At 56.5% G+C, this 16,729-nt stretch carries 18 protein-coding genes and 1 riboswitch; of the genes, 3 read left to right on the forward strand and 15 right to left on the reverse strand.

The window, feature by feature from the left end; translation table 11 throughout:
- The 15 genes from cbiM to pduF form a co-directional block, all read right to left on the reverse strand.
- The gene (cbiM, locus tag FE839_RS06880; RefSeq protein WP_138360103.1) at positions 1-738 is read right to left on the reverse strand and encodes a cobalt ECF transporter S component CbiM; all 738 of its coding nucleotides are present in this window, start codon (positions 736-738) and stop codon (positions 1-3) included.
- Complete coding sequence (locus FE839_RS06885; RefSeq protein ID WP_138360104.1) at positions 735-1,448, reverse strand: cobalt-factor II C(20)-methyltransferase; 714 nt, start codon at positions 1,446-1,448, stop codon at positions 735-737. The genes cbiM and FE839_RS06885 overlap by 4 nt, the downstream gene beginning before the upstream one ends.
- Entirely contained in the window at positions 1,445-2,239 is a 795-nt protein-coding gene (gene cbiK / locus FE839_RS06890; protein WP_138360105.1) for a sirohydrochlorin cobaltochelatase, read from the reverse strand. The genes FE839_RS06885 and cbiK overlap by 4 nt, the downstream gene beginning before the upstream one ends.
- Before the next feature lie 10 nt (positions 2,240-2,249).
- Positions 2,250-3,035: a cobalt-precorrin-6A reductase gene (locus tag FE839_RS06895; RefSeq protein ID WP_138360106.1), complete on the reverse strand. Its 786-nt coding sequence runs from the start codon at positions 3,033-3,035 to the stop codon at positions 2,250-2,252.
- The gene (locus tag FE839_RS06900; protein WP_138360107.1) at positions 3,032-3,757 is read right to left on the reverse strand and encodes a precorrin-3B C(17)-methyltransferase; all 726 of its coding nucleotides are present in this window, start codon (positions 3,755-3,757) and stop codon (positions 3,032-3,034) included. Before FE839_RS06900 ends, FE839_RS06895 begins: the two co-directional genes overlap by 4 nt.
- A complete protein-coding gene (gene cbiG / locus FE839_RS06905) occupies positions 3,757-4,812 on the reverse strand; it encodes a cobalt-precorrin 5A hydrolase (protein WP_138360108.1) in 1,056 nt (351 codons plus the stop codon). Before cbiG ends, FE839_RS06900 begins: the two co-directional genes overlap by 1 nt.
- Positions 4,793-5,566, reverse strand: coding sequence for a cobalt-precorrin-4 methyltransferase (locus tag FE839_RS06910; protein ID WP_138360109.1), 774 nt, complete (start codon positions 5,564-5,566; stop codon positions 4,793-4,795). The genes cbiG and FE839_RS06910 overlap by 20 nt, the downstream gene beginning before the upstream one ends.
- On the reverse strand, positions 5,559-6,128 hold the full coding sequence (locus tag FE839_RS06915; RefSeq protein ID WP_138360110.1) for a decarboxylating cobalt-precorrin-6B (C(15))-methyltransferase: 570 nt from the start codon (positions 6,126-6,128) through the stop codon (positions 5,559-5,561). The genes FE839_RS06910 and FE839_RS06915 overlap by 8 nt, the downstream gene beginning before the upstream one ends.
- Entirely contained in the window at positions 6,118-6,723 is a 606-nt protein-coding gene (locus FE839_RS06920) for a cobalt-precorrin-7 (C(5))-methyltransferase (RefSeq protein WP_138360111.1), read from the reverse strand. Before FE839_RS06920 ends, FE839_RS06915 begins: the two co-directional genes overlap by 11 nt.
- A complete protein-coding gene (gene cbiD / locus FE839_RS06925) occupies positions 6,717-7,856 on the reverse strand; it encodes a cobalt-precorrin-5B (C(1))-methyltransferase CbiD (protein WP_138360112.1) in 1,140 nt (379 codons plus the stop codon). The genes FE839_RS06920 and cbiD overlap by 7 nt, the downstream gene beginning before the upstream one ends.
- A complete protein-coding gene (locus FE839_RS06930; RefSeq protein WP_138360113.1) occupies positions 7,853-8,485 on the reverse strand; it encodes a cobalt-precorrin-8 methylmutase in 633 nt (210 codons plus the stop codon). Before FE839_RS06930 ends, cbiD begins: the two co-directional genes overlap by 4 nt.
- Before the next feature lie 10 nt (positions 8,486-8,495).
- Positions 8,496-9,455, reverse strand: a complete 960-nt coding sequence (cbiB, locus tag FE839_RS06935; protein WP_138360114.1) for an adenosylcobinamide-phosphate synthase CbiB — start codon at positions 9,453-9,455, stop codon at positions 8,496-8,498.
- Positions 9,452-10,831: a cobyrinic acid a,c-diamide synthase CobB gene (locus tag FE839_RS06940; protein WP_138360115.1), complete on the reverse strand. Its 1,380-nt coding sequence runs from the start codon at positions 10,829-10,831 to the stop codon at positions 9,452-9,454. The genes cbiB and FE839_RS06940 overlap by 4 nt, the downstream gene beginning before the upstream one ends.
- 88 nt (positions 10,832-10,919) lie before the next feature.
- Positions 10,920-11,221: riboswitch (cobalamin riboswitch) on the reverse strand.
- A 298-nt stretch (positions 11,222-11,519) separates the two neighbouring features.
- Entirely contained in the window at positions 11,520-12,431 is a 912-nt protein-coding gene (gene pocR, locus FE839_RS06945; protein WP_138360116.1) for a transcriptional regulator PocR, read from the reverse strand.
- A 188-nt stretch (positions 12,432-12,619) separates the two neighbouring features.
- Entirely contained in the window at positions 12,620-13,420 is an 801-nt protein-coding gene (gene pduF / locus FE839_RS06950) for a propanediol diffusion facilitator PduF (protein ID WP_138360117.1), read from the reverse strand.
- A 524-nt stretch (positions 13,421-13,944) separates the two neighbouring features.
- Between pduF and pduA the strand changes: the two genes are divergently transcribed.
- From pduA to pduC, 3 genes are read left to right on the forward strand one after another with little or no spacing between them, the layout of a single operon-like run.
- Positions 13,945-14,229, forward strand: a complete 285-nt coding sequence (gene pduA, locus FE839_RS06955) for a propanediol utilization microcompartment protein PduA (protein WP_138360118.1) — start codon at positions 13,945-13,947, stop codon at positions 14,227-14,229.
- Positions 14,226-15,038 carry a propanediol utilization microcompartment protein PduB gene (gene pduB, locus FE839_RS06960; protein ID WP_138360119.1) on the forward strand — a complete coding sequence of 271 codons (813 nt, stop codon included), beginning with the start codon at positions 14,226-14,228 and terminating at the stop codon, positions 15,036-15,038. Before pduA ends, pduB begins: the two co-directional genes overlap by 4 nt.
- Before the next feature lie 18 nt (positions 15,039-15,056).
- Positions 15,057-16,721: a propanediol dehydratase large subunit PduC gene (gene pduC / locus FE839_RS06965; RefSeq protein WP_138360120.1), complete on the forward strand. Its 1,665-nt coding sequence runs from the start codon at positions 15,057-15,059 to the stop codon at positions 16,719-16,721.
- Positions 16,722-16,729: the final 8 nt, after the last annotated feature.

A 16,729-nucleotide genomic window follows, 5' to 3' on the forward strand; every position in this document is an offset into this window, starting at 1 on the left:
TTAATGCCCCTGTGCGGTAATCAGACGACGTTTGGTCAACTGGTCATAAATCATCACGGTTAACAGCCCTTCAGCGATGGCGATCGGGATCTGCGTCAGACAGAAGATCCCCATAAACTTAACGATCGAGCCGATCGCCCCCGTCGACGGATCCGGGAAGGCGACGCCAAGCTGTACGGAGGTCACAAAGTAGGTCACCAGATCCGCCAGCATCGCGCAGAGAAAGACGCCGACATCGCGGCGAATTCCCGCCCGGCAGGCCATTTTCCATACCATATAGCCGACCACCGGCCCGATCACCGCCATCGACATACCGTTAGCGCCAAGCGTTGTCAGCCCGCCATGTGCCAGCAGCAGCGCCTGGAACAGCAGCACGATCGCGCCGAGGATCGCCACGACGCCAGGGCCAAAGAGGATCACCGCCAGACCGACGCCGGTCGGGTGCGAACAACTGCCGGTGACGGAAGGAATTTTCAGCGCCGAGAGAACAAAAATAAACGCCCCGCACAGCGCCAGCAGTACCTTCTGATTATTATCTTCCTGCACAATACGCCGCAGGCGCACCAGCCCGTACCACAGGCAAGGTAAAAACAGCACCCACCAGGCAAGGGCCCACATCGGCGGTAAAAATCCCTCCATAATGTGCATGGCGAAGGCTTGCTCGGGAACCACTATCAGTAATAGCGCCGCAGCTAACCCACTGAAAGACAGCTGTTTTAGCTGTTGTTCAAGTTTCATTCTGCATACTCCCATTGTTTATTGACCATAATGGTCGAGAAATAAGGCAGCGGCTGGTCGTCGCTCACCTCATCCAGATGACGCCAGCACTGCTCGCCCGGCAGCGTGGCTTCGGACATCATCAATGCCGAATCCAGCAGGCCAAGTTTTTTCAGTAGCGATTTAATGCGCGCAAAACGACCGTAGACCTTCATCAGCACCAGGCTGTCGTGCTGGCGCAGCGCCTGTTCAATTTCCGCTTCCGGCGCGGTGCAGGAGATCACCGCCAGCGACTGTTGCTCCATCGCCAGCGGCGTTTTTGCACGCGCGGCGATGGCGGCGAAAGAGGTCACACCGGGAACAATCTCCAGCCATTCCGCGCCGCCGATACGCTGGAGCAGAAACACCCAGGTGCTGAACAACATGGCATCGCCAAGCGTAATAAACCCCACCTGTTTTCCCGCTTTTACCTCCTGAACTAACGCGGCGGCCACCGCGTTCCATACGGCCTCTTTTTCCGCGCTGTCGGCACTCATCGGAAAGTGGCAGCAACGCACTTCAGTCTGCTCGCCGAGATATTCGCGCACGATGGAGAGGGCCAGGCTGTCGCCGCCTTTACGCCCGGCAGGGGCATAGAGAATATCCAGCTTGCCGAGAATCCGCGCCGCGCGGACGGTAATCAGATCGGAGGCGCCCGGCCCGGTGCTCAGGGCATACAGTTTGCCGTTCATGCCGCCTCCCCTACTGCCTGATTCAGCGCCTGCCGCAGGTGGGCGACAAACATCGCGCGCACCGCCGGGTTTTCTCCCAACCCGTTAAGCCACGGCGTCGCCGGAATACCGGCAGCGTTAAACAAGGTTTTCCAGGAATCTTCTTCATCAGAAGCCATATCATTGATGGCGTGATCGCCCGCTACCAGCATCAGCGGCATCAGGTGAACCCCGGTCACCCCCTGCTGGCGCAGGCTGTCGATAAGAATATCGACTTCGGGATAGCTCTCGACCGCGCCAACGCGCGCCGGAAAACGCCGGGACGTCATCATATGATCCAGACAGGCATAGGCGGAGAAGGCGTGATGACTGGCGCCGTGGCCCATAAACACCACTGTTTCATTGGTCGTAAGCACGGGCATCTGCTGGCGCAGCGCCTGCATCAGCTGGAGATAATCGTCGTGGCTGCTTAGCAGCGGCGCGCCCAGCGTCAGGCGGGCAAACAACGGACGCATACTCTGCGCTTCACGGACGATCTTTTCATATTCATCGCCGTTAATGATGTGTAGCGACTGAATCGCCACATCCTGGTAGCCCTGCCCGGCCAGCTTCTGCAAAGCCTGCAGCGGCGTATCGATCTCAATGCCGTCGCGCTGTTTGAGCTTGCGAATAATCATCCCGGAAGTAAAAGCGCGAAACAAATCGCGATCGGGACAGCTGGCCGCCAGTTCGCGCTCGCAGGCGACAATGTTTTTCTCACAGGTGTCGGGATAGCTGGTGCCAAAGCTGACTACCAGAAGCGCTTTTTTCATTTCTGACTCCTTAAGCCGCGGCCAGCCAGCGCGCTAAGCGCCGGGCAAAGGCTGCCTGACTTTCCAGTAACTCTTCTCCCGTCACCAGCGGTGCCGGGCGTGTAACCACGATGCAGGGAATACCGGCATCCAGACAGGGTTGTACTTTTTCCTGATAGCCGCCCTCCGCGCCGGAGGCTTTGGTGATCACCACATCAGCCCGGCACTGGCGATAAAAGGCGGCGTTAAACCCGGCGCTGAACGGCCCGCACAGCGCGAAGATCTCGTTTACGCCAAAGCCCAGCTCCGCACACTGTGCGATGGCATCAGGTACAGGCAATACGCGGGCCAGCAGCGTTTTTCCGGCTAACCCCGCGCGCCAGCGCGCCAGATCTTTACTCCCGGTGGTCAACAGCACGCGCTGGCCAAGGCCCCGCGCGACCTCGCAGGCTTCGTCAATGTTCCGTACCGTATAAAGTAGCGGGTGCGTCAGGCCGCTAAGCTGCTCAGGACGCTGATAGCGGCTCAACAGCACGCCAGCCTCTGCACAGGCGCGAATAATGTTGCGGCTCACCGCTTCAGCATAGGGATGCGAAGCGTCAATCACCCAGCGGGTACGATTAGCCTTCAGCCAGGCAACCATCTCCTGCAGATCAAGGCGCCCGCAGCGCACCTGCCCCTGAAGATCCCCCGCCAGCTGTTTCCCGGTCGCCGTCGCCACCGACAGGGTATATTTAACCCGCGCCGCGTCCAGTTGCTGGCACAGCGCCCGCGCGTCGCTGGTGCCGCCCATCACCAGCACTTCGCCGTAACTCACAGCACGTAACCTCGCGGGGTGATCATCAGGCCATCCTGCACGTAGGTGGCTTTGTTGCCGACGATCACCAGGCTGGTCATATCTACCGGCTCAAAATCCATATCACCGAGCGTGGTCAGCCATTTTTCCTGCTTTTTGCGCCCGGCCGACTTCACCACGCCCACGGGGGTCTGCACGCTTTTGCTGGCGGACAGCAGTTCAAAAGCACGGGCCAGATGCCCTTCGCGGCCTCGGCTGCGCGGATTGTAAAAACAGATAACGAAATCGGCTTCCCCGGCGGCGATAATACGTTTCTCAATCACTGGCCACGGAGTAAGCAGGTCACTAAGGCTGATATGGCAGAAATCGTGCATTAGCGGTGCGCCCAGCAGCGAGGCGGCGGCGATACTGGCGGTCATCCCCGGAATGAGCCGCACTTCAAGATCCAGCTTCTGCTTGCTGACCAGCTCCAGCACCAGCCCCGCCATGCCATAAATCCCCGCATCGCCGCTGCTGATCAGCGCCACGTTATGCCCGGCCTGCGCCAGTTCAATCGCCGCCTGGCAGCGTTCAATCTCTTTGCACATTCCGGTCTTGATCACCTGCTTGTCGCCGGTGAAGGCTTTCACCAGATGGGTATAGGTTTTATAGCCAACGACTATTTCCGCCGCCTGTAATGCCTCAATGGCCTCCATCGTCATCATTGCCTGTGCACCAGGGCCTATTCCAATTACGCTTAACATCAGTGTGAAACTCCCAAAGTAATCGTGACGCCCTGTTCGCGCAGGGTTTCCCCTAATAGTTGTCCGTGGCTGAGCAGCCAGGCCGCCGGACCAGATACGCTCCCCACGCCGACGGTTTTTCTGACGAACGATGACGCGGGAAAATGATGCTCGTACTCACGCAGAGCATCAGCAGTAAAGGTTTCAAACGGCACGCGGCAGCAGGAGGCAAGTTGAATCAGCCCCTGTTCATGTTTCTTCTGCGTGACGCTGCCAATCGCTTTCAGGGCCAGTGGATCGAGCCGCTGCGCCTCAAGCTGGCGCGCCAGCAGCGCCGCCAGCAGCGGGAACGGCGTGTCGCGACGACAGCCAATCCCGGCGACGACCCGCTGCGGCACCAGTTTCCAGTGCGGTACGGCAATATCCGGCAGTTCGTTACGCAACGTGATGCAGATCAGCGCATCCAGTTCCGGAAGCTGATGCAGGTCCGAGACAGTGATAAACCCGCGCCGATCGCAATGACGGACATCTTCATCAAGCTCCTCATCCCACCACAGCCCGACGCGCTGATGGCTGACCAGCATCTGGTTGACGATTTTCACCGCCGCGCGGAAGTCGGTCATCCGCGCATTAAGCTGAAATGCCAGCGTATCCAGAGCCGCCATATTATTGATATCGGTCGCGGTGGTGATCACCGGATCGGCGCCCAGCATGCCTGCCAGATAACAGCTCAACGCATTAGCGCCGCCCGCATGGCCGGAAAGCAGGCTGATAACATGCTGACCGCGTTCATCAATCACTACCACCGCCGGGTCGCTGAACTTGTCGTTAACCAGCGGGGCCAGCACGCGTACCGCGATACCGGTCGCACCGATAAAAATCAGCGCCGAATAGCTGCTGAAAGCCTCGCGCGCGGCGTTGGCGAAACCATTTTCAAAGGGGGAAAACCCCTCTTCCAGCAGCTTCTCACTGGTAAAGCAGGTTAGCGGCAACATCGCCGCCAGCCGTTTCGCCAGGGTCACGCCACCGGGCGTCAGGCAGAAGAGAGCGATAGATTCAGGCTTTACGGTATTCATGGCTAAAGTCCGCTGCATAGAGTTTTGAGTAGTGATACTCCGCGCCCAGGAAATTCCCGACCAGAATGAGCGCCGTTTTACGGATACCCGCATCGCGCACTTTGTCGCTGATATCGGTCAATGTACCGCGCACGGTCTGGCTTTCCGGCCAGGTCGCTTTATAGATAACGGCAACTGGCGTAGTCGCCGGATAGCCGCCTTCAATCAGGCGCTCCGCCACCCGGTGAATGCGCTGCACGGAGAGATAAATGGCCATTGAGGTCCGGTGGCTGGCGAACGCTTCGAGCTGTTCTCGTTCCGGCACCGGCGTGCGCCCTTCAAGACGCGTAATGATCAGGCTCTGGGAGACCTCCGGAACCGTGTACTCGACCCCCAGTTCAGCCGCCGCGCCTAAAAAGGCGCTCACCCCCGGTACCACCTGCCAGTCGATACCGCGTTTGGTCAGCTCTTCGCCCTGTTCTCGTACCGAGCCGTACAGCGACACATCCCCGGTTTGTAAACGCACCACCGTTTTCCCGGCTTTTACGCCCGCTTCCATCAGGTCGACAATCTGTTGCAGATGCAGTTCGGCGCTGTCGTGACACTCAGCGCCTTCAGGGCAATACTCCAGCAGTTCGGTATTAATCAGTGACCCGGCATAAATCACTACCCGGGCCTGCTGCAACAATCGATAGCCCTTAAGCGTAATCAGCTCACGGTCGCCAGGCCCCGCGCCAACGAACCACACGCAACGCGGATCAAATGTCTCAGCCATGGTTTTCTTCCTTCTGACAGGCAATCACAAAAACAGGATTATTGGGTTTGAAGTAGTGTCCGCTGCCAAGTGCGGTCAGCGATGAGACGTTTAGCTGCAGGCAATCAACCCGTTTGATACCCCTCTGTTTCAGATAGTCGAGGGCTGCGTTCAGGTTTTCCTGCAAAATAAAGGTCATTACCAGACGGCCTCCGGGGTAGAGCTGCTGCCAGGACCAGTCAATCAGTTCCTCAAGCTGGCCGCCGCTGCCGCCCATAAAAATGGCGTCCGCCCGTTCAGTCATCACCATCGGTGCGTCTCCAGGCAGGATCTCAATGTTGCCGCAGGCGAAATGCTGACGGTTTTCGTCGAGCAGTTGCAAAGCTGCAGGGTTGCGTTCGATTGCCGTCACCTGTAGCGAGGGGAACTGTAGCGCCGCCTCAATCGATACGCTGCCGGTACCGGCGCCAATATCAATCAGGTGGCTTGCCCGGTGCAGCTCAAGTCTGGCCAGCGCCAGCGCGCGAATGGCCTCTTTGGTCATCGGCACATTTTCGCCGCGCAGAAAAAGCTCATCTTTCATCGAGGATCACCACTGCGTTCATTTCATATTCGCCATCGACCTCACTGACCGGCAGCCAGTGGATCCGCTCGTTATTCATTGCCAGATTTTCGCCAATCACCATCCAGCGATACCCTTTGCCCCGCGCCATCAGTTGCGCAGCGATTTCGCGCGGTCCGCAGCGCCCGTCGGTCACCATCGCAACCTTGCGGTGGCGCGCCAGCTCATCAAAACAGACCTCTCGCCCGTGGCTGCTGGTCAGCCAGATATCATTCATATCGATTCCGGCGCGCGCGCACAGATATTGCACCGCGCTGATACCGGGAATAATGCGCACACGTTCGATGCCAAAATGGGCAATCAGCCGCGTGCCGATGCCGTAAAACAGCGGATCGCCGGAGGCCAGCACCACCACCTGCCGCTCTTCACGCTCGCCAAGCCACGCCAGCAATTCCGCGATATTGGCGCCCAACGCGAACTGCTCCCCATGAAACGCCGGGAACTGCTGCAAATGCCGCTTGCCGCCCACCAGCGCGTCCGCCGCGGCGACCGCTTCCTGCGCCGCAGGCGTCATCAGATGCAGGCCTGACGGGCCCATGCCGACGACCGTTAACATGAGAGCTCCCGCGCAATCTCAGCGACCGGGCGATTGCTGCCGAGCACGTTGTTATCAAAAGAGAACATGATGGCGTCGCAGGTGGGCGGCGTTCTGGTAAAACGCAGCATCTGCGTCACTCGCTGGCAAATGCGCTCCGCAAGATGGTTATAGATATGATGGAAACCGTATGCATCGATATGCTCCATCGCCGCTTCAGTGGTATCGCATTCGCTCACCTGCCGCAGAAGTTCCAACGGCGCGCCCAGCAGCGCCAGGTGTGCGACTAACGTTTCCATCCGCGCATCGGCAATATGGCTGTGAGTATGAAAAATCCCGGCGGCAATTTTAATCAGCTTACCTGGGTGGCCGATCAGCACAATCTGGCGGAATCCCAGGCGTACCGCCTCTTCGATCATGTAGCCGACGAAGTTGCTCATGGTGACGACCACCTGAGCATCAATACCCATCTGCTCACGAACGAAACGCTCGCCGTGGTTGCCTGGCACCAGCACCACGCGATCCAGGCCCGCCGCACGCTTGATCTCCAGTTCCAGAGAAAGCGAACGCTTCCAGCTCTCCTCCGACATCGGCGTCACAATACCGGTGGTGCCGATAATTGATATGCCGCCTAAAATACCGAGCCGAGAGTTATAGGTTTTCTGCGCCCTTGCCTCGCCTTCCGGCGCGAATATTTCCACTTCTGCCCCGCGCGACGGGCCAATCGCTTCACGTACCGCCGACTCGATAGTATGGCGCGGGGTACGGTTAATCGCCGGGCTGCCGACAGGCAGACCAATCCCCTTGCGGGTTACGGTACCGACGCCCTCACCGCCGCGCAGCGTTATCTCTCCGGAATCATTGAGCGTCACGCGGGCGAAAATCAGCATCCCGTGAGTGGCGTCAACATCGTCGCCGCCGTCTTTGCGGATCGCGGCAATCGCCTGCTGCCCTTCGACGTGCGGCGACTCAACGTTAAGACACAGCGTCACGCCGGAGGGGGTAATGATCGAGACCTGGTGGATCAGGTGCTGGCGCATCACCATCAGCGCCGCGACCTTTGCCGCCGCCGTCGCGCAGGAGCCGGTGGTATAGCCTTTACGTAATGCCTTCCCGTTATGCCACACCGGGGAGTCAAAGGATTGTTCGCTCATCGCGCCCCCTGCTGGTGATACAGAATCGCGTTGACGATAGCGGCGGCGACGTTGCTGCCGCCTTTACGCCCCAGCGCGGCGATACCGGGCAAACCGCTCTGCGTAAGAGCCGCTTTCGACTCCGCCGCGCCGACAAAACCAACCGGCACGCCGATGACGCCGTTGACCGCGACATCATGCTCAAGCAGGCGAAACAGCGCGGTGGGCGCATTGCCGAAAACAAAAACTTTCTCCCCTTCTTCGGCAACCGCGATATCCACCGCCGCCATCGAGCGGGTCATCCCCTGCGCTTTTGCCGCGGCCACCACACGCGGATCGCTGATATAGCAGCGGCACTCGCCGCCGGATTGAGCCAGCAGGGTTTTATTAATTCCCGACAGCGCCATGGTGGTGTCGGTATACAGAACGCAAGGCCGACTTAGCGCAGCGCTAAGGCGCTCAAGCACGTCAGGCGAAAACCACAGAATATCCAGCCAGTCAAAGTCGGCGGTGGTGTGAATTACCCGCTTGATAATGGCTTCATGCAATGGGCTGGCGAAGCGGTAGTCTGGCCGCGTTTCGGCAATAATCTCGCCAATAATGTCGAAGCTTTTCGCCTCAATCGCCTGCGGTTGCTGGATATAGTGCATTTATTTGTCCTCAGGCTACGCCGACCAGCCAGTATCGCACCGCCATAAACAATGCCAGCGCCAGGGTCGAAGCCACCCACATCAATCGAATCGTTCGGGAAATGTCATCTACGGAAATATCGCGCGTCGCGTCGCCGATCCACGGCTTCTCCACACGCTGACCAAAGTAATTGTTAGGGCCGCCCAGCCGGATACCGAGCGCCCCGGCGACAGAGGCTTCCGACCAGCCGCAGTTCGGGCTGCTATGGTTATAGCGGTCGCGCCAGCCAATCTGGAGTGCGCGGCCACCTGCTTCGCGGCAGAGGAAAGCGGCGATGCCGATCAGCAGCCAGCTCAGTCGGGCGGGGATAAAATTTGCGACATCATCGAGGCGGGCGCTGACCATGCCGATGGCGCGGTATTTTTCATGCTTATAACCAACCATTGAGTCAAGGGTATTGATCGCTTTATAGGCCATCGCCAGCGGCGCGCCGCCCAGCAGCAGGAAGAAAAGCGGCGCGATAATACCGTCGACGGTATTTTCCGCCACCGTCTCCACCACCGCGCGATTAATTTGCGGCGGCTGGAGCTGCGAGGTGTCGCGCCCGACAATCCATGAAAGCTTGATACGGCTTGCGGCCAAATCGCCCGCGCGCAACGGGCGCTCGACCTCCCTCGCCGACTGCGCCAGGCAGCGTCCGGCCAGCACGGTAAAAATCATCCACACCTCAACCGCCCAGCCAAACCACGGATGGATCATCTGCGCCAGCGTCAATCCCCCCCAGGAAACACCCCATGTCAGCCCGACCACCACCAGACACATCACTCCGCCGCCAATACGTAAGGCAAAATCGCTACGGCAGCAACGGCGCACGGCGCGCTGAACGATGGCGATAAGGTTGCCCGTCCAGCGCACCGGATGCGGCCAATTCTGCGGATCGCCGATAATAAAATCGAGGATCCAGGCAACGCACCAGGCCAGCAACGTCATAGAACGCTCCTTGCGGTAGCCAGCCAGTGGTTGAGCATGGTGGGACGCTGGGCAAAATGCAGGTGCAAATAGCTGGCGAACGTGTTTCCAACCTGCCAGCCGCCTGTCCACTGCCGGAGCGTCATGCCATCGCGAACCTTGCGGCAGGCCAGCGCCGCCGGCGTTTCCGGGATAAAATCCGAATAGTGGAACTCATGCCCGCGCAGGATTTCGCCGGGTGCCGCCAGCAGCGTTTGCCACATTGCCCGGGCCTCACAGTAGCCAAAGCGGGTAAGCCGCTTGCCCATCTTGCTATGGCCGGGAATGAGATTAACCATTGAATACATTTCCCCGCTGGCGTCTTCAAGGGTGCTGCCGAGATACATCAGACCGCCGCATTCAGCATAGATAGCGACGCCGCGCCGATGCGCCGCCCGCAGTTGCTCCAGCATTGGTCTATTCGCCGCCAGCGCGGCGGCATGAATTTCAGGGTATCCACCGCCAAGCCAAATCATCTGGCACGACGGAAGCTGGCTATCGTGCAGCGGACTAAAGCGCACAATATTGACGCCACAGCGTTCAAGCAGCGTGAGGTTATCCGGGTAATAAAAGTTGAAGGCTTCATCCTCAGCCAGCGCCAGAGTCAAGCCCGTTCCGGCTTCAGGCGACGGCAGTTCCGGCCACTCGCCGGTGGGTAGAGCGGAGAGCTGGCTGAGATCGAGAAGCCGTTCAATGTCCAGGGTTCGCCCCAGCGTCCCGGCAAAATCGCGCCACGCCTGCTGATTAATCAGAGATTCGCGGGCAGTGACCAGCCCCAGATGCCGTTCGGGCAGTTCGACGCCCTCCACCCGCGGCACATAGCCGAGAACGGGCAGCGCGCAATAGCGCTCGATGGCGCTTTTCAGCAATTGATAATGGGTTTCGCTATTGACGCGATTGACAATAACGCCAGCAATATTAAGAGTGGGATCAAAATGCTGAAACCCCATCACCGTGGCAGCGATGGAGGTGGAAACCGCTTTGCCATCGACCAGTAAAATCACCGGGCATCCAAGCTGCTTAGCCATCGCAGCGCTACTGCAGTCGTTCGGGTCGCTGCCGAAGCCGTCATAAAGCCCCATCACGCCTTCGATTACCGCAATATCCGCCTGCCGCATCTGTTCACAAAACAACGCGTTGAGAACCGGTTCCGGGAGCATAAAGCTGTCGAGATTGCGGGAAGGGATACCGCTGACGGCGGTATGCCAGCCGGTATCAAGATAATCCGGGCCGACTTTACAGGGCAGAACCCGCATTCCACGCTGCTTTAACAGGCTGAGCAAACCGAGCGTGATCGTAGTTTTCCCACATCCGCTGCTGGTTCCTGCGAGAATAAATGCGTGTTGCCTGGCCGCCATACCCCGATCCTGTACAAAGTGGTAGGGCTGCGTGCATCCCCGGTCTTTCGACCGTACGCATCTGAGCAACCCACTTCCCACCGAAGTTGTTGGTTATCACCGACAGGCAGGTCTTCTGGCTTAGCGTCGTCCTCTCCCATCCTTCCCAATCTCGCGATCAGTGGTTTATACCTGCCACACTTCACGTTGTATGCGCTTTGGCTTCTGCATGGCAGGCCTCATTGATGAGGCACGCCGTTATGAAACCGGGCAAACACTGTGCAAAACGGTTAACCGTTTTCCCTACAACGAGAGCGAATCAGCGTATATATGGGTTCGTCAGCATCACAGCAGCGGGGGCTGCGGGGGATTTCCACCCCCTTCCCTGGCGCCTGTCAGTTTAATCCGTCATGATTCGAGGCGGATTGAACATCGCGCGAATCATTGCCGGAACATCTTGCGGAAGCAGAATGGCTCCCGCCGCGTTTAATTGCATCGGCAGTTTGATTGCTCTACCGATGGTGCGAAAAAAAATTCCTCTGACAACACTCTATCTGATCAAATAAATAAAAACTGGTGCAGCTTATCGCGCGCTCATTATTATTTTGTTGCGCTATGACAATTTATTGCTCTGAATGAGATTTTTTCATTTTATAATGAGCCAGATACAGAGAGATAGCAAAAATCGGCAATAACAAAATATTGCCATTTAAAATGGCTCAGTTTGTGATCTGGCATTAATTTGCTGGCGATAAGCCTGCGGGGTCACCTGATAGGCCTGACGAAAAACTTTGCAAAAATAGCTGGTTTGCGAAAAACCTAAATTCCGCGCAATGCTGGCGATACTCCAGTCGCTGTGACACAGCAGCTCTTTGGCGCTCACCATCCGCTGATGGTTAACCCAGGCATTAAAGCCAATCCCCTGATATTTTTTGAACAGCTTACTGAAGTAGTAGGGGCTGAGATACACGTGAGCGGCCACGTCCTCAAGACGCAGCTCATCTGAAAGATGAGCATCAATATAGCGCAGCGCCTTCTTCATTTTACTGTCGTGAGGGCTGGCGACCCGGCCGGCGCGCGCGGGTTCAGGCTGCTGCGGATTATCTTTAATCACCACGAAATTAAGTTGTTTTTTAAGGCAGTTTTCTACAATCAGCTTCAGTAAATCAGCGGAAGCAATCACCCTTGAGTAGTCCATCTCCGGTACGTCGCGGAATGCTTTAACCAGTTCCGGCTCGGCCTTCCAGCGGTTGTCCACGTTCAGAATATCGACCAGTTCAACATCGTTACTTAAACGAACCTGCCCGCACAGAACAAACCCCACAAGATGCCCGGCGATCACCAGAGGGATGGAAAAATCCGTTAGCCCGGCGTGACAACGGTAGATACAGAGCTGATCGGTTTTTGAGGCCTCAAGGCCGCCGCAACGGTCGCTCATCCGACAGCGAGCGCTGAGCTGAGGGTGCTGACGCATGAGCTGGCAGAAAGGAGTAAAATTAAATAATTCAGAGATTTCATCACCGTGAATATTGACCACCACAACCGCCAGACTCGTGGCCTGGGCAAAATCCTGTGCGATTTTATTAATGAGTTCTGAGTTCAATGTACTCGCAGAAATCATGATAAAACCTCTCAGTTAATTTTTTGTTATAAACAAAACATTTCTTTAATATTTTTTCCCTTTCATCATCATTTACCGGCAACGATAAAAGAATAATACGATAGCAAAAGTCCCCCATCCGTGGGAGACGTTTTTGGCCAGTTCGTGATACCGGTTCATGAAAATTTTCGGCTATTTCAACGGATACATTACTCCTCTAATTTGCAGGTATTACACGGTAAATTATTGCCAATCAGATAACGATAGATAGCCGCGCCCAGACAGGCGCCGATTAATGGCGCAATAATCGGCACAATAAAGTAGGGAATATCCCTTCCACCGGTCATCGCGATATCACCCCAACCAGCCATCCATGTAAACAGTTTCGGTCCAAAATCGCGCGCAGGATTCATTGCAAATCCCGTCAGCGGCCCGGTGGCAGCACCAATAACCGCCACCAGAATGCCGATCAGCAAGGGGGCCAGAGGCCCTTTCGGCACGCCGTTACCGTCGTCGGTCAGCGCCATTATCATCCCCATCAACATAGAAGTGATCACCACTTCAACCAGCGCGGCATGCCAGACGCTCAGCGACGCCGCAGGGTACGTGCTGAAAATGCTCGCCAGTTGTAGACTTTCTACGCTACCGCGTACAATATGGTGCGTCGCTTCAAACTCAGTAAACACCGTGCTGTAAAGCATATAGGCCAGCACCGCGCCGCCAAAGGCGCCCGCGACCTGTGAAACAATATAGGGGAACACTTTGCGTCCCGGAAAACAGGCAAATAACCATAACGCGACGGTCACAGCCGGGTTGAGATGCGCGCCCGATATCCCCGAAGTCAGATACACGGCAAGCGAGATCCCCAGCCCCCAAATAATGCAAATCTCCCACAGTCCGAGGCTTGCTCCCGCCACCTTCAACGCGCACAGGCAGCCGATACCGAAAAACAAAAACAGCCCGGTGCCCAGAAACTCGGCGGTACATTGCGCTTTTAATGAATCGTTCATTGTGACACCTTCTTAGCAGGGTTCGTGTCCTGACCAGCCAACATCCTGCTGGCAGTAGAGTACAACCATCATCACTATATGAACTCCCTTCAGCAAATTATTGGCAACCTGCTGGAAGGGCCTCCGGAAAATTCAGGCAGCAATAACAAATTATTGCTATTAAATAAGCGTGGACCGCATGATTCACGCATGTTTTTTGCCATAACGCCGCTTACATTGGCATGTAAAAATATTGCTGCAATCAACTCACCATTTTCCAATCAGCATCACAAATCAACTTTCTCGCATAGCAGACAAAATTAAAATCGTCATGAACAAATTTGTAAATATGGAATATGAAAAACGAAATATTCATATTTAAATAAATAAAAAATACACTAAATATCAACTTGATATAATTCAACACAGCAATTTTATACTATTAAAAAACCACTATTTTTTCGCCATCAAATTCAACTCAGCCATTCTTTTTCTTCACATCTTCTTATAGTTCCAACTATCGGAACACTCCATGCGAGGTCTTTATGCAACAAGAAGCATTAGGAATGGTAGAAACCAAGGGCTTAACCGCAGCCATAGAGGCCGCAGACGCAATGGTGAAGTCAGCCAATGTGATGTTAGTCGGCTACGAAAAAATTGGCTCCGGTCTGGTGACGGTAATTGTTCGCGGGGACGTTGGCGCAGTAAAAGCGGCAACCGACTCAGGCGCCGCCGCCGCGCGCAACGTGGGTGAAGTGAAAGCCGTACACGTCATCCCACGCCCTCATACCGACGTAGAAAAAATCTTACCGAAGGGAATTAGCCAATGAGCAGCAATGAACTGGTGGAACAGATCATGGCGCAGGTAATTGCCCGTGTGGCAACGCCGGAACAAACGGCCATTCCTGAAGAAACCCACCCAACACGAGAGACGGCTATGGCAGAAAAAAGCTGCAGTTTAACGGAATTTGTCGGCACCGCCATTGGCGACACCGTCGGTCTGGTGATCGCTAATGTGGACAGCGCCTTACTGGAAGCGATGAAGCTGGAAAAACGCTACCGCTCCATCGGCATTCTCGGCGCGCGCACTGGCGCAGGCCCGCACATTATGGCTGCCGATGAGGCGGTAAAAGCCACCAACACCGAAGTGGTCAGCATTGAACTTCCCCGCGATACCAAAGGCGGCGCAGGCCACGGCTCGCTGATTATTTTAGGCGGCAATGATGTTTCGGACGTGAAGCGCGGTATCGAAGTCGCGCTGAAAGAACTCGACCGCACTTTTGGCGATGTATACGCCAATGAAGCCGGACATATCGAGCTGCAATACACCGCCCGCGCCAGCTACGCGCTGGAAAAGGCCTTTGGCGCGCCGATTGGCCGTGCCTGCGGTGTGATTGTCGGCGCTCCCGCGTCCATTGGCGTGTTGATGGCGGATACCGCCCTGAAGTCAGCCAACGTTGAAGTTGTCGCTTACAGCTCACCGGCGCACGGCACGAGCTTCAGCAACGAAGCCATTCTGGTGATTTCCGGCGACTCCGGCGCGGTGCGTCAGGCGGTTAGCTCCGCCCGCGAAATCGGCAAAACTGTCCTTGCGACCCTTGGTGATGAACCGAAAAACGATCGCCCGTCCTATATCTGATACTTACGAGGCTGATTCATGAGATCGAAAAGATTTGAAGCACTGGCGAAACGCCCTGTGAATCAGGACGGCTTTGTTAAGGAGTGGATCGAGGAAGGCTTTATTGCAATGGAAAGCCCGAACGACCCAAAACCGTCGATTAAAATCGTTAACGGCGCGGTCACTGAGCTGGATGGAAAACCCGTTAGCAAATTTGACCTGATTGACCACTTTATCGCCCGCTACGGCATCAACCTGAAGCGCGCCGAAGAAGTGATGGCGATGGATTCGGTCAAACTGGCGAATATGCTGTGTGACCCCAACATACAGCGTAGCGAAATCGTACCGCTGACTACCGCGATGACGCCGGCGAAAATTGTTGAAGTCGTGTCGCATATGAACGTTGTTGAGATGATGATGGCAATGCAGAAAATGCGCGCACGCCGCACGCCGTCTCAGCAGGCGCACGTCACCAACGTGAAAGACAACCCGGTTCAGATTGCCGCCGATGCCGCCGAAGGCGCGTGGCGGGGGTTTGATGAGCAAGAGACAACGGTTGCGGTCGCGCGCTACGCCCCGTTCAATGCTATCGCGCTGCTGGTGGGCTCCCAGGTCGGTCGTCCAGGTGTATTAACGCAGTGTTCACTGGAGGAAGCCACCGAACTGAAGCTCGGTATGCTGGGTCACACCTGTTACGCCGAAACCATTTCCGTCTATGGTACTGAACCGGTCTTTACCGATGGCGACGATACGCCCTGGTCAAAAGGTTTCCTCGCCTCTTCTTATGCCTCCCGCGGCCTGAAAATGCGCTTCACTTCCGGCTCCGGTTCCGAAGTGCAGATGGGCTATGCCGAAGGCAAATCCATGCTCTATCTGGAAGCCCGCTGTATCTACATCACCAAAGCCGCAGGCGTTCAGGGCCTACAGAACGGTTCTGTCAGCTGCATCGGCGTTCCTTCTGCCGTGCCGTCAGGCATTCGCGCCGTACTGGCGGAAAACCTGATCTGCTCCGCGCTGGATCTGGAATGCGCCTCCAGTAACGACCAGACCTTCACCCACTCCGATATGCGCCGTACCGCACGCCTGCTGATGCAGTTCCTGCCGGGCACCGACTTTATCTCCTCCGGTTACTCCGCCGTACCGAACTACGACAACATGTTCGCCGGTTCTAACGAAGATGCCGAAGACTTTGACGACTACAACGTAATCCAGCGTGACCTGAAAGTGGACGGCGGTCTGCGTCCAGTCCGCGAAGAAGATGTTATCGCCATCCGTAATAAAGCCGCTCGCGCCCTGCAGGCCGTGTTTGCCGGAATGGGGCTGCCGCCGATTACCGATGAAGAAGTTGAAGCCGCAACCTACGCCCACGGTTCGAAGGATATGCCAGAACGCAACATCGTCGAAGACATCAAGTTCGCCCAGGAAATTATCAATAAAAACCGTAACGGTCTGGAAGTGGTGAAAGCGCTGGCGCAGGGCGGATTCCCTGACGTTGCCCAGGACATGCTCAATATCCAGAAAGCCAAGCTGACCGGCGACTATCTGCACACCTCCGCCATTATCGTCGGCGACGGACAAGTGCTCTCTGCGGTTAACGACGTCAACGACTACGCCGGTCCGGCAACGGGTTATCGCCTGCAGGGCGAACGCTGGGAAGAGATTAAAAACATCCCTGGCGCGCTTGATCCCAACGAGATTGATTAAGGGGTGAG

The organism is Klebsiella indica, assembly GCF_005860775.1.
Taxonomy (GTDB): Bacteria; Pseudomonadota; Gammaproteobacteria; order Enterobacterales; family Enterobacteriaceae; genus Klebsiella; species Klebsiella indica.

Excerpts from the sequence above, each read along its gene's own strand:
- FE839_RS06920 (WP_138360111.1), bottom strand. The coding sequence starts at position 6,723 with ATGTTAACGGTCGTCGGCATGGGCCCGTCAGGCCTGCATCTGATGACG.
- FE839_RS06915 (WP_138360110.1), bottom strand. The coding sequence starts at position 6,128 with ATGAAAGATGAGCTTTTTCTGCGCGGCGAAAATGTGCCGATGACCAAA.
- cbiG (WP_138360108.1), bottom strand. The coding sequence starts at position 4,812 with ATGAATACCGTAAAGCCTGAATCTATCGCTCTCTTCTGCCTGACGCCC.
- FE839_RS06910 (WP_138360109.1), bottom strand. The coding sequence starts at position 5,566 with ATGGCTGAGACATTTGATCCGCGTTGCGTGTGGTTCGTTGGCGCGGGG.
- FE839_RS06940 (WP_138360115.1), bottom strand. The coding sequence starts at position 10,831 with ATGGCGGCCAGGCAACACGCATTTATTCTCGCAGGAACCAGCAGCGGA.
- pduF (WP_138360117.1), bottom strand. The coding sequence starts at position 13,420 with ATGAACGATTCATTAAAAGCGCAATGTACCGCCGAGTTTCTGGGCACC.
- cbiB (WP_138360114.1), bottom strand. The coding sequence starts at position 9,455 with ATGACGTTGCTGGCCTGGTGCGTTGCCTGGATCCTCGATTTTATTATC.
- cbiD (WP_138360112.1), bottom strand. The coding sequence starts at position 7,856 with ATGAGCGAACAATCCTTTGACTCCCCGGTGTGGCATAACGGGAAGGCA.
- pocR (WP_138360116.1), bottom strand. The coding sequence starts at position 12,431 with ATGATTTCTGCGAGTACATTGAACTCAGAACTCATTAATAAAATCGCA.
- cbiM (WP_138360103.1), bottom strand. The coding sequence starts at position 738 with ATGAAACTTGAACAACAGCTAAAACAGCTGTCTTTCAGTGGGTTAGCT.
- pduA (WP_138360118.1), top strand. The coding sequence starts at position 13,945 with ATGCAACAAGAAGCATTAGGAATGGTAGAAACCAAGGGCTTAACCGCA.
- FE839_RS06885 (WP_138360104.1), bottom strand. The coding sequence starts at position 1,448 with ATGAACGGCAAACTGTATGCCCTGAGCACCGGGCCGGGCGCCTCCGAT.
- cbiK (WP_138360105.1), bottom strand. The coding sequence starts at position 2,239 with ATGAAAAAAGCGCTTCTGGTAGTCAGCTTTGGCACCAGCTATCCCGAC.
- FE839_RS06930 (WP_138360113.1), bottom strand. The coding sequence starts at position 8,485 with ATGCACTATATCCAGCAACCGCAGGCGATTGAGGCGAAAAGCTTCGAC.
- pduC (WP_138360120.1), top strand. The coding sequence starts at position 15,057 with ATGAGATCGAAAAGATTTGAAGCACTGGCGAAACGCCCTGTGAATCAG.
- pduB (WP_138360119.1), top strand. The coding sequence starts at position 14,226 with ATGAGCAGCAATGAACTGGTGGAACAGATCATGGCGCAGGTAATTGCC.
- FE839_RS06900 (WP_138360107.1), bottom strand. The coding sequence starts at position 3,757 with ATGTTAAGCGTAATTGGAATAGGCCCTGGTGCACAGGCAATGATGACG.